General features: G+C 71.7%; 10 protein-coding genes. 5 read left to right on the top strand and 5 right to left on the bottom strand.

Going from position 1 to position 12,227, the window contains the following annotated elements; all coding sequences use genetic code 11:
• Nucleotides 1-352: 352 nt before the first annotated feature.
• From G5C65_RS19415 to G5C65_RS19400, 4 genes are all read right to left on the bottom strand, one after another.
• A complete protein-coding gene (locus G5C65_RS19415; protein WP_165300146.1) occupies nt 353-1,198 on the bottom strand; it encodes an S-methyl-5'-thioadenosine phosphorylase in 846 nt (281 codons plus the stop codon).
• 38 nt (nt 1,199-1,236) lie between these two features.
• Nucleotides 1,237-1,644 (bottom strand): FmdB family zinc ribbon protein, encoded by a 408-nt coding sequence (locus G5C65_RS19410; protein WP_165300145.1) that lies wholly within the window; start codon nt 1,642-1,644, stop codon nt 1,237-1,239.
• 67 nt (nt 1,645-1,711) lie between these two features.
• Nucleotides 1,712-3,019 carry an MFS transporter gene (locus G5C65_RS19405; RefSeq protein WP_165300144.1) on the bottom strand — a complete coding sequence of 436 codons (1,308 nt, stop codon included), beginning with the start codon at nt 3,017-3,019 and terminating at the stop codon, nt 1,712-1,714.
• A 221-nt stretch (nt 3,020-3,240) separates the two neighbouring features.
• Nucleotides 3,241-4,752, bottom strand: a complete 1,512-nt coding sequence (locus G5C65_RS19400; protein ID WP_165300147.1) for a potassium/proton antiporter — start codon at nt 4,750-4,752, stop codon at nt 3,241-3,243.
• 411 nt (nt 4,753-5,163) lie between these two features.
• Here G5C65_RS19400 and G5C65_RS19395 point away from each other — a divergent pair, with 411 nt between their 5' ends.
• Entirely contained in the window at nt 5,164-7,995 is a 2,832-nt protein-coding gene (locus G5C65_RS19395) for a penicillin acylase family protein (RefSeq protein WP_165300143.1), read from the top strand.
• Between the two features lie 60 nt (nt 7,996-8,055).
• Here the strand turns inward: G5C65_RS19395 and G5C65_RS19390 are convergent, their stop codons facing one another.
• Nucleotides 8,056-8,646: a 5-formyltetrahydrofolate cyclo-ligase gene (locus tag G5C65_RS19390; RefSeq protein WP_165300142.1), complete on the bottom strand. Its 591-nt coding sequence runs from the start codon at nt 8,644-8,646 to the stop codon at nt 8,056-8,058.
• Nucleotides 8,647-8,751: 105 nt separating this feature from the next.
• Here G5C65_RS19390 and galU point away from each other — a divergent pair, with 105 nt between their 5' ends.
• From galU to G5C65_RS19370, 4 genes are all read left to right on the top strand, one after another.
• On the top strand, nt 8,752-9,654 hold the full coding sequence (galU, locus tag G5C65_RS19385; protein WP_165300141.1) for a UTP--glucose-1-phosphate uridylyltransferase GalU: 903 nt from the start codon (nt 8,752-8,754) through the stop codon (nt 9,652-9,654).
• A 3-nt stretch (nt 9,655-9,657) separates the two neighbouring features.
• Nucleotides 9,658-10,983, top strand: a complete 1,326-nt coding sequence (gene glp / locus G5C65_RS19380) for a molybdotransferase-like divisome protein Glp (protein ID WP_165300140.1) — start codon at nt 9,658-9,660, stop codon at nt 10,981-10,983.
• A gap of 94 nt (nt 10,984-11,077) precedes the next feature.
• The gene (moaC, locus tag G5C65_RS19375) at nt 11,078-11,575 is read left to right on the top strand and encodes a cyclic pyranopterin monophosphate synthase MoaC (protein ID WP_165300139.1); all 498 of its coding nucleotides are present in this window, start codon (nt 11,078-11,080) and stop codon (nt 11,573-11,575) included.
• Nucleotides 11,572-12,227: MogA/MoaB family molybdenum cofactor biosynthesis protein (locus G5C65_RS19370; protein ID WP_165300138.1), on the top strand; the 656-nt coding region annotated here is incomplete at its 3' end. The genes moaC and G5C65_RS19370, both read left to right, overlap by 4 nt.

The raw sequence follows: 12,227 nt of genomic DNA, 5'->3' as shown, positions 1-12,227 counted from the left end.
GCACGCACCGGGACGAAGTCGGGCACGGGCGCGACCCCGGGCGCGCGGACATCACGCGCATGCGGGGGAGGGGACCGGAACGGGGACCGGGAACGGAATCGGGACACGACGCTCACCACCAGCCATCAGCACGGGCACGAGCGGCTGCTCGTGCGCGACCGCCGCCGCGGTACGCGGCGGCCTGCCACGGCCAAGGTGCCCGCTCCCGCCGCATTCCGCAGGAGCCGGTGGAAAACCGGGGATAACTCACCGGTTGTGGACAACTCCGCCACCCGTACGAGGGATTCGTCCCGCATACGGGGGCGCCTTCGGGGAAACCGCGAGCGCGCCGTCACGGCAGTGCGCCCCGCTTCTACGGGAGGGCGATCCCCGGGTCCTGCCCGCCCAGCGCCCGGCCGCAGCCGCAGGTCCGCTCCGCGTTCGCCGGCAGCTTGGCCACCGCGTCGAAGAGGACCTGGCGCAGCCGTCCGACGTTCTCGCCGAAGACCCGCAGTACCTCCTCATGGGAGACGCCCTCGCCGGTCTCGGCTCCGGCGTCCAGGTCGGTCACGAGGGCGAGTGACGAATAGCACAGCTCCAGCTCGCGGGCGAGCACGGCCTCCGGGTGCCCGGTCATACCGACCACCGCCCAGCCCTGCTCGGCGTGCCAGCGGGACTCGGCGCGGGTGGAGAAGCGGGGCCCCTCGACCACACACATCGTGCCGCCGTCCACCGGCTCCCAGCCGAACCCCCGGGCCGCCTTGAGCGACGCCTGCCGCCCCGTCTCGCAGTACGGGTCGGCGAAGGTCACGTGGATGATGTGGGGCACGGAGCCGTCGGGGAGCGGCTCGCCGTCGAAGTACGTCTGCCGCCGCCCCTTCGTGCGGTCGACGAGCTGGTCGGGCACGAGCAGGGTGCCCGGACCGTACTTGGGCTGGAGCCCGCCCACCGCGCAGGGCGCGATGACCTGCCGTACGCCGACGGAGCGGAGCGCCCACAGGTTCGCGCGGTAGTTGATGCGGTGCGGCGGGAGGTGGTGGCGACGGCCGTGCCGGGGCACGAAGGCGACCCGTCGCCCGGCGGTCTCGCCCAGGAAGAGGGAGTCGCTCGGCGGGCCGTAGGGGGTCTCGACGGAGACTTCGGTCACATCGTCGAGGAACGAGTAGAAGCCGGAGCCGCCGATGACGCCGATCTCTGCCTGTTCGACCTGTCCGTTCATGCGCTCACCCTACGGGGTGCGCGCTGCCGGGCACACGGTCAGGCGGCTGAACTGCCTGCCTTCGACGTGCTCTTGCCTGTGCTCGTGCCGGACGAACCGGAGGAGCTGCCCGAGCCGGACGACTTCGCGTCCGACGAGGAGGACGACGCGGAAGAGGACGACGAGGAGTCCGAGGACGACGCCGAAGAGGAGCCCTCGGAAGAGGAGCTGTCGGACGAGGACCCGCCCTCGCTGCCGCCGTTCTTCGACGCGGCGCTGCTGGAGGACGTGCTACGGCTGTCGTTGCGGTAGAAGCCGGAGCCCTTGAAGACGATGCCGACGGCGGAGAAGACCTTCTTCAGGCGGCCCTCGCAGGAGGGGCACTCGGTCAGCGAGTCGTCCGTGAACTTCTGCACCACTTCGAGGCCCTCGCCGCACTCGGTGCACTGGTACTGGTAGGTCGGCACGTTCTTCCTCCTGGCACTCTCACTCGATGAGTGCTAACGACGCTCCATAGTGCAGTATTCCCGCGCGTCAGTCCACCGCTGCGGCCTCGCGGTGACCCAGCCCACGTGCTGCCACCCGGCCGTTCGACGGCGGGGTGAGCGCCCCCCGGAAGATCAGGAGAACGGCCAGCGCCAGGCCGGTGCCCAGCAGCGGCGTCAGGAAGCCCGCCTCGGCGCCCGCCCCGTCCGCCAGCTGGCCGGCCACCGTGGACCCGGTCGCCTGGCCCAGCGAGATGGATCCCGTCAGCCAGGTGAACGCCTCTGTGCGGGAGGCCGCCGGGACCAGCGTCTCGGTCAGGGTGAAGCAGGTGATCATGCACGGGGCGACGCACAGCCCGGTCAGCGTCCCGAGGGCACCCAGCAGCAACGCCCACGGGCCCAGCTGGGCCGCTGTCGCCAGCGAGGCGGTGGCCAGGACCAGCACCGGGTAGCCGGTCAGCAGCCGCCGCTGCGGCGCGCGCTTCCACCGGATGACGCCCACGGCGACGGCGGCCAGCATGTTGCCGCCCGCGAAGGCGCCGTACATGACGCCGTTGACGCCCGGCTGCCCGATCGAGTCGGTGAACGCGGTCAGCGACACCTGCATGCCGCCGAAGACCGTCCCGATGCCGAGCATCCCGGCGATCAGCACCCGCAGGCCGGGGAGGGCCAGTACGGAGGTCGGGGACGCGCCCTCCCGCTTCGCCGTACGGCCGGCGGCCCGCCTGCCGCTCGGCTCCGGCTGGGTGCGCCGCTGGGCCGCGAAGACGAGGCAGCCGACCAGCGAGACGGACGCCTCGGCGACCAGTCCGGCCGCCGGGTGCACGCCCGTGCACAGCGCGGTGGCCAGCACCGGCCCGACGACGAAGGTGAACTCGTCCGTGACCGACTCGAAGGCCGCCGCGGTCGTCATCAGCGGCGACCGGTCCAGCCGTGCCGCCCAGCGGGCCCGCACCATGGGGCTGATCTGCGGTGTGGTCGCCCCGGCCGGTACGGCGGCGAGGAAGAGGGTCCACAGAGGCGCGTCGAGCAGGGCCACCGCGGTCAGGGTGCCGACCGCCACGGCGTGCAGGAGCACGCCGGGCACCAGGACGGCGGCCTGTCCGAACCGGTCGGCGAGCCTGCCGCTCTGCGGAGTGATGAGCGCCATGGACACGCCCGCCGTGGCCGAGACGGCGCCCGCCAGGCCGAAGGAGCCGGTGGTGTGCTCGACCAGCAGCACGATGCTGATGGTGAGCATCGCGTAGGGCTGCCGTGCCAGGAAGCCGGGCAGCAGGAAGGACCACGCGCCTTCCGTACGCAGCAGCTGTCCGTATCCGGCACGCTGTCGTGCCGTGCTTGTGGCCGGGGATGTCACGGCCGGGCCTTTCTGCCGCCTGGTAGCGCACGGACGGGGACACCGAGTGCGGTGCTCGTCACGCGCGCCGAGAGCTGTCCTCTCGCGCTGGACCGGGGTAGATACCCGGTCCGGAGAGGTGCGGTCCGGACCGTGGCCGCCGAGCGGTCGCGCCAGCTCTGCATCAGGCAGAGTCGGGGGTTGCCATTCCGCACCGAGGATAACCGCTGACCGGACGGGCGCTAGCGCCCCGCCGCCGTACTGCCTCCGGTCCCCAGCCAGCCGGCGAGCTTGCCGCCCCGTCCGACCGCGAGCAGCCGCCGCTCCGCCGCGTCCCGCACCTCGTCCGTCGCGACGACCAGCAGCTCGTCCCCGTGCCGCAGGACCGTCGTGGGCAGCGGGACGAAGCTGGCGCCGTCCCGTACGACGAGGGTGACAGCGGCTCCCGGGGGCAGCCGCAGCTCGGTCACCTCGACACCGTGCATCTGCGAGGCGTCCGGAATGGAGACGGACAGCAGATGGCCGCGCAGCCGCTCCAGGGGCGCCGACTCGATGTCGAGGTCCTCGGCCCCGGAGGGGTCGCCCAGCCGCAGCGTGCGCGCCAGCCAGGGCAGCGTGGGGCCCTGGACCGCGGTGAAGACGACGACCAGGACGAAGACGATGTTGAAGATCCGCTGGCTGCCCTCCACGTCCGCCACCATCGGAATGGTCGCCAGCACGATGGGCACGGCCCCGCGCAGCCCCGCCCACGACAGCAGCGCCTTGTCCCGGGCGCGCAGGGGGAACGGCTGCAGGCACAGCAGAACGGACAGCGGGCGGGCCAGCAGGGAGAGCGCCAGCCCGATGACCATGGCGGGCCAGAAGTCCTTCAACAGCTCATGCGGCGTCACCAGCAGCCCCAGCAGCACGAACAGCCCGATCTGCGCTATCCAGGCCATGCCGTCCGCGAAGCCGCGTACGGCCGGCCGGTGCGGCAGCTTGCCGTTGCCGAGGATCAGCGCGGCGACGTAGACGGCCAGGAAGCCGGAGCCGTACGCCAGCGCCCCTCCGGCGTACGCCAGAACGCACAGCGCCAGCACGGCGATCGGATACAGCCCGGAGGCGGGCAGTGCGACGCGCCGCAGTCCGAGCTCGCCGAGCTTGCCGACGACCAGCCCGGCCAGCAGCCCGATGGCCAGCTGCAGCGCGATCTCGCCCAGCAGCAGATACCAGGGGCTCTGCGTGCCGTCGCCGAGCTCGGAGAAGGTGACGACCAGCAGCACGACGGGTGCGTCGTTGAAACCGGACTCCGCCTCCAGCACGCCGGACAGCCGCTTGGGCAGCGGAACACGGCGCAGGACGGAGAAGACGGCCGCCGCGTCCGTGGAGGACACCACGGCGCCCATGAGCAGCGCCGCCTGCCACTCCAGCCCGACGAGGTAGTGCGCGGCCAGCGCGGTGACCGCGACGCTCACCCCGACCCCGAACGTCGACAGGACGGCCGCCGCGGGGACGGCGGGGCGGATGTCGCTCCACCGCGTGCTGAGCCCGCCCTCGGCGAGGATCACGACGAGCGCGGCGTACCCCAGGACCTGGGTCAGCTCCGCGTCGCTGAAGCTGAAACCGATGCCGTCCTGCCCTATGGCGATCCCTATGGCCAGATAGGCCAGCAGGCTGGGCAGGCCGGTGCGCGAGGAGAGGCGGACGGCGGCGACGGACACGAGCAGGACGAGCGCGCTGAACAGCAGTAGTTGGTTGAGGCTGTCGACAGTCAGGGGACGGTCCTCTCTCCCGGGGGCAGCTGGCTTCGGATCGCCTTGTCTTCCGTGCTGTCCTGACGTGCTCCTGACGCTGTGCTGACGGTTTCTTAACGCTCTCGGGGCGGCACGGCCCCGGCCTCGGGCGGTGCCGTCGGCTCGCTAATTCGTTTGGGTAGCTAACAATTTACCATTGCTTGAAGATGGCGCCCGGTGCGGGGCCGCGGCTCAGGGCCCCGCGGCGGCGCGACCGAGCGGTGAGGAAGACTGGGTGCCGGCGCGACGGGGGCGCACGGGAGGCCGGGGCGGGCGGAGTCGGAGACTCGCTGTCCGGAGGCACCGGGACTCCGCCTATGGTTGCTCCAGCACGGACCGCTGGTGTCCGGCCCTCCGAAGCTCTAGGTCCACCCTGCCCCGCGAAGGACAGCGATGCCCGCCAAGAAGACCTCGCGACGCGCCCGTCTGATCGTGATCGCAGTCGTGCTGCTGCTCTTGGCCGGACTCGGCGTCGGCGCGTACTGGAGCGTCAGTACCGTCCGCGACTCGTTCCCGCAGACCACGGGGACACTCAAGATCAAGGGCCTGGAGGCACCCGTCACCGTCAAGCGGGACGGCAAGGGCATCCCGCAGCTGTACGCGGACGGCGCGCAGGACCTCTTCCTGGCCCAGGGCTATGTGCAGGCGCAGGACCGCTTCTGGGAGATGGACGTGCGCCGGCACATGACGGCCGGGCGGCTGTCGGAGATGTTCGGCAGCGGTCAGGTCAAGACCGACGCGTTCCTGCGCACCCTCGGCTGGCGCGAGGTTGCCAAGAAGGAGTACGCGCAGCTCGCCAAGGACACCAAGGAGTACCTCAAGGCGTACTCGGCCGGAGTCAACGCCTATCTGAAGGACCACAAGGGCGCGGCGGCCTCCGTCGAGTACAAGATGCTCGACCTGGACGGCAAGGACTACCGCCCGCAGCCCTGGTCCCCCGTGGACTCCGTCGCCTGGCTGAAGGCGATGGCCTGGGACCTGCGCGGCAACATGTCCGACGAGATCGACCGGGCGCTCATGTCGAGCCGCCTCAGCAAGAAGCAGATCGAGGAGCTCTACCCGCCGTATCCGGCGTCCCGCAACAAGCCCATCCTCGAAGACGGTTCGGTCGACCCCCTCACCAAGAAGTTCGACCCGGACGGCACGACCGGCGCCAGCGCCCCCGGCACGGGCGGCGGCACGGATGCGAGTACCGGCACCGGCACCGGGACGGGAACGGGCTCCGGCACGGGCACCGGAGCGGGCTCAGGCGCCGGAACGGAAGCGGGGAGCGGCTCGGGGTCCTCCGACGCCCAGCAGGCCGTCCAGGGGGCCGGCACGCAGCTCGGGGCGGTTGCCGCCAAGCTGGACGGCATCCCCGGCCTGCTCGGCCCGAACGGCAGCGGCATCGGATCCAACTCGTGGGTGGTGTCGGGCAAGTACACGACCACCGGCAAGCCGCTGCTCGCCAACGACCCGCACCTCGCGCCCCAGCTGCCGTCCGTCTGGTACCAGATGGGCCTGCACTGCCGCACGGTCGACCGCGGCTGCCCGTACGACGTGTCCGGGTTCACCTTCTCCGGCATGCCCGGCGTCGTCATCGGCCACAATCAGGACATCTCCTGGGGCATGACCAACCTGGGCGCGGACGTGACGGACCTGTATCTGGAGAAGGTGCGGGACGGGAAGTACCTCTACGACGGCAAGGAGGTGCCGTACCGCACCCGCCAGGAGACCATCAAGGTCGCGGGCGGCAAGGACCGCAGGATCACGGTGCGCGAGACCAACAACGGCCCGATCATCTCCGACCGGGACAAGGAACTGCGCAAGGTGGGCGACGAGGCGCCCGTCGGCAACGTGGCCCCGGACCGCGGCGACGGCTACGCCGTCTCGCTCCGCTGGACCGCCCTGGAGCCCTCACGCACGATGGACGCCGTTTTCGAGCTGAACCAGGCGCGGAACTTCAAGGAGTTCCGCAAGGCGGCGCGCGACTTCGCCGTCCCCTCGCAGAACCTCGTCTACGCCGACGTCAAGGGCAACATCGGCTACCAGGCGCCCGGCCGGATCCCGGTGCGCGGCGCGGGCGACGGCCGCTACCCGGCGCCCGGATGGGACAAGCGCTACCGCTGGAAGGGATACATTCCGCAGCGCGCCCTGCCGTGGGAGTACAACCCCTCGCGCGGCTACATCGTCACCGCTAACCAGGCCGTCATCGACAAGAAGAAGTACCCGTACCTGCTGACGGACGACTGGGGATACGGGACGCGCAGTCAGCGGATCAACGACCTCATCCGGTCCAAGACCAAGGACGGCGGAAAGATCTCCATGGGCGACATGGAGACCATGCAGATGGACAACAGCAGCGAGATCGCCAAACTGCTGGTGCCGTATCTGCTGAAGATCGACATCAAGGACTCCTACGTACGGGAGGCCCAGGACCTGCTGGAGGGCTGGGACTACACGCAGGACTCCGACTCGGCGCCCGCGGCCTACTTCAACGCTGTCTGGCGCAACCTGCTGAAGCTCGCCTTCGGCAACAAGCTCCCCAAGGAACTGCGCGTCAAGGGCGAGTGCCTCAACGTCCGCCCCGCCGACGACTCGGGTCCGATCGACGACCTGAGCGGCAAGGACCGCACGGTGCGCGAGTGCGGCAAGCGGGACGGCGACGCGGCCCAGCCGGACGGCGGGGACCGCTGGTTCGAGGTGGTGCGCAAGCTGCTCAAGGAGCCGGACAGCGAGTGGTGGAAGACCCAGGGCACCGCGCAGCGCCGGGGCGACAAGAACCGCGGCGAACTGCTGCGGCACGCCATGAAGGACGCCCGCTGGGAGCTGACGGCCAAGCTCGGCAAGGACATCAACACCTGGAGCTGGGGCAGGCTGCACCGGCTGACGCTGAAGAACCAGACCCTGGGGACCGAGGGGCCGGGCCTCGTGCAGTGGATGCTCAACCGCGGCCCCTGGAACCTCAGCGGCGGCGAGGCGGCGGTCAACGCCACCGGGTGGAACGCGGCCGGCGGCTACGACGTCACCTGGGTGCCGTCCATGCGGATGGTGGTCAACCTGGACGACTTCGACAAGTCCCGCTGGATCAACCTCACCGGCGCCTCCGGGCACGCGTACCACAAGAACTACACCGACCAGACCGGCAAGTGGGCGAGGGGCGAACTGCTGCCCTGGGCGTTCCACGAGAAGGCGGTCTCCAAGGCGACGGACGACCAGATGGCGCTGACGCCGCAGCGCGACTAGGCCGCTGACGCCGAACGCCGGACAGGGCCCGCCCCCCCCGGAGGGGGCGGGGTGCGCCGCTCAGCCCGGGAAGCGCAGGGCGCCGCCCGGAGTGACCGCGGCGTCGACCGCCCAGTCGTGCGCCTCGTCGGGAACCCGCTCGACCACCTCGGTGTCGTAGAGCACGACGATCCGTGCCGGGTGCGCGCCGGAGGCGGCTGTCCGGGCCAGCGCGCGGTCGTACGAGCCGCCGCCGCGGCCCAGCCGCAGCCCCCGCCCGTCGACCGCCAGGCCGGGAAGGAGTACGGCGTCCACGCGTACCACCGCGTCCGCGCCCTCCCGGGGGCCGGACGGCTCGCGCAGCCCGCGCCCCGCCGCCACGAGCGCCTCGTCGCCCTCGTACGCGCACCAGTCGAGGTCGTTGTCGGACAGCAGCACCGGCAGCAGTACGCGCACGCCTCGGGCGCGCAGGGCCCGCAGCAGCGGTCCGGTGCCGGGCTCCGAGCCGACCGACACATAGGCGGCCACGGACGCCGCCCGCGCCAGCTCGGGCAGCTCCAGGGCGTGTGCGCACAGCGCGTCGGCGGCCTTCCGCCGGTCCTCGGCGGTCATGCGGGCGCGTGCCGCGAGGACCTCCCGGCGGAGCTCCCTCTTCGCGGCACGTTCACTCATTGTTTTCACTCATACTCGCGCGGAAATCCTTCCCATGTCGCCATACCGCAACAAACACAGCGGATACTTATGATCCAGATAAAGTCACCGGCTATGGTGCGGAACATGACTCACACCCCTACTCGGATCAGCAAGGCTGTCATTCCCGCCGCGGGCCTCGGCACCCGCTTTCTGCCCGCCACAAAGGCCACACCCAAGGAGATGCTCCCGGTCGTTGACAAGCCGGCGATCCAGTATGTGGTCGAGGAGGCTGTGACAGCGGGCCTCCCGGACGTCCTGATGGTCACCGGCCGGAACAAGCGGCCGCTGGAGGACCACTTCGACCGGAACTACGAGCTGGAGCAGGTCCTGCGGGACAAGGGCGACGAGGCCAAGCTCGCCAAGGTCGAGGAGTCCACCTCCCTGGCCACCATGCACTATGTGCGCCAGGGCGACCCCAGGGGGCTCGGTCACGCGGTGCTGTGCGCCGCGCCGCACGTCGGCGACCAGCCGTTCGCCGTGCTGCTCGGTGACGACCTGATCGACCCGCGCGACCCGCTGCTCGCCCGTATGATCGAGGTGCAGCAGGAGCACGGCGGCAGCGTGATCGCGCTGATGGAGGTCGACCCGGGCAGCATCCACCTCTACGGCGCCGCAGCCCCGCACCCCACCGCCGAGGAGGACGTGGTGCGCGTCTCCGACCTGGTGGAGAAGCCGTCCGCCGCGGAGGCGCCGAGCAATCTGGCCATCATCGGCCGCTATGTGCTCGACCCCGGCATCTTCGAGGTGCTGCGCAAGACGGAGCCGGGCCGCGGCGGGGAGATCCAGCTCACCGACGCGCTGCAGGCCCTCGCCGCGAACCCGTCCCTCGGCGGCCCCGTGCACGGCGTCGTCTTCCGGGGCAGGCGCTACGACACCGGCGACCGCGGGGACTATCTGCGGGCCATTGTCAGGCTCGCGTGCGAACGTGAAGACCTGGGCCCGGACTTCCAGGCATGGCTGCGCAGTTACGTCAGCGAGGAGATGTAAGTCTTGAGTGAGACCTGGTCGGTCGACGAGCATCTGGCGGACATCCTCCGCGCCGTCCGCCCTCTGGAGCCCATCGACCTGCGGCTCCTGGAGGCGCAGGGCTGCGTCCTCGTCGAGGACGTCACCGTGCCGGCGGCGCTCCCGCCCTTCGACAACAGCTCCATGGACGGTTACGCCGTCCGGACGGCCGATGTCGAGGGCTCCAGCGAGGAGTTCCCCGCGGTGCTCAGCGTCGTCGGGGACGTCGCCGCGGGCAGCGGCGAGCTCCCCCGGGTCGACCCCGGCCAGGCAGCCCGCATCATGACCGGTGCCCCGCTCCCGCCCGGTGCCGAGGCCGTCGTCCCTGTCGAGTGGACCGACGGCGGCACGGGCGGGGGGCCCGCCGACTCGATGGCCGCCCACAGCGCCGCGCCGGAGGGCGGTACGGGCGAGGTGCGCGTGCACCGGCCCGTCGCATCGCGTGCGCATGTCCGCGCCAAGGGCAGTGACGTACGGGCGGGTGCCGTCGCGCTCACCGCGGGCACGGTCCTGGGGCCGTCGCAGATCGGACTGCTGGCAGCGATCGGACGCGGCACCGTCACGGTCCGTCCGCGCCCCCGGGTCGTGGTGCTCTCCACGGGCAGCGAGCTGGTGCCGCCCGACGAGCCCCTGGGACCCGGCCAGATCCACGATTCCAACAGCTATGTGCTGACCGCCGCCGCGCGGGCGGCCGGCGCCATTCCGTACCGCGTCGGGGCCGTGTCCGACGACCCGGACACGCTCCGTGCGTCCCTGGAGGACCAGCTCATCCGCGCCGACCTGGTCGTCACCAGCGGCGGCGTCAGCGTGGGCGCCTACGACGTGGTGAAGGAGGCGCTCTCCCGGAGCGACCTGGCGGACGACGGCGGCGGTGTGGAGTTCCGCCGCCTCGCCATGCAGCCCGGCAAGCCGCAGGGCTTCGGGCTCATCGGCCCCGACCGCACGCCCATCCTCACTCTGCCGGGCAACCCGGTCAGCGCCTATGTCTCCTTCGAGCTGTTCGTCCGCCCGGCGCTGCGCACCCTGATGGGTCTGGAGCCCGTTCGGCGGCAGGCCGTCTCCGCCCGCCTGGAGGCCGACGGCGCGCTGTCCTCGCCCGACGGCAAACGGCAGTTCCTGCGCGGCCACTACGCACCGCCCAAGACGTCCGGAGGGACGGCGGGCGACTCCCTGGGCACCGTGCGCCCGGTCGGCGGCGCCTCGTCCCATCTGATCGCCTCGCTCGCGCAGGCCAACGCCCTGATCGAGGTCCCCGAGATGACGACCAGAACCGAGCCCGGTGAAGACGTCACCGTCATCCCGCTGGACTGACAGCGCGGTCCCGGACGCCGGATTCCCGGGTGCACGACCGTGCCGCGCGGGCTGCCGGTACCGTGTCGGGGCACAGCGAGGCACCGGGAGAAGCATGAGCAGCGGCGAGCAACAGCACCTCACCCATGTGGACGCGGCGGGTGCGGCGCGCATGGTCGACGTCTCCGCCAAGGACGTCACGGCCCGGACGGCGCGTGCCACCGGGCGTGTACTGGTCTCGCCCCAGGTGGTCCACCTGCTGCGGGGCGAGGGCGTCCCCAAGGGCGACGCCCTGTCCGTCGCCCGTGTCGCCGGAATCATGGGCGCCAAGAAGACACCGGAACTGATCCCCCTGTGCCACCCGCTGGCCGTCTCCGGCGTGACGGTCGAACTGAGCGTCACCGACGACGCCGTACGGATCGCCGCCCAGGTGAAGACGACGGACCGTACGGGCGTCGAAATGGAGGCGCTCACGGCGGTTGCGGTCGCCGGGCTGACGGTCGTGGACATGGTGAAGGCGGTCGACAAGGCGGCCACCGTCACGGACGTCAGGGTGGAGGAGAAGTCGGGCGGCAAGTCGGGGGAGTGGCGGCGGCAAGGGGAGCCGGAATGAGCACGAGCGGCGACGCGGGCGGCGCGGCAGGCGCGGGCGGTGCGGAAGGCGGGGGCGGCGTGGCAGGCGGGGACGGCACGAGCGGCGCGAACAGCGCGGGCCCTGTGGACGGTGCGCCGGTGCGGGCCGTGCGGGCCGTTCGGTATCGCGCGCTCGCCGTGACGGCCTCCAACCGCGCCGCCGCCGGCGTCTACGCCGACCGGGGCGGGCCGCTGCTCGTCGACGGCCTGTCCGCGATGGGGTTCGCGGCGGAGGGGCCGGTCGTCGTCCCGGATGGTGAACCGGTTGAGCAGGCGCTGCGGGACGCGGTCGCGCAGGGCTACGACGCCGTGGTGACGACCGGAGGAACCGGCATCTCGCCCACGGACCGCACCCCGGAGATGACCCGGCGCGTCCTCGACTACGAGGTGCCGGGGATCGCGGAGGCCGTTCGCGCGGAGGGGCTGGCGAAGGTCCCCACGGCAGCGCTCTCCCGTGGCACGGCGGGGGTCGCCGGGCGCACCCTGGTGGTGAACCTGCCGGGCTCCTCCGGCGGCGTACGGGACGGGCTGGCGGTGCTCGGTCGTCTGCTGACGCACGCCGTCGACCAGATCCACGGCGGGGACCACGTGGAGCACTCCGCGGAGCACCCCGTGGGCGCCCCCGCCACCCC

Source organism: Streptomyces boncukensis (assembly GCF_011045075.1).
Taxonomy (GTDB): Bacteria; Actinomycetota; Actinomycetes; order Streptomycetales; family Streptomycetaceae; genus Streptomyces; species Streptomyces boncukensis.
This window is presented reverse-complemented; position numbering and strand designations above follow the sequence as displayed.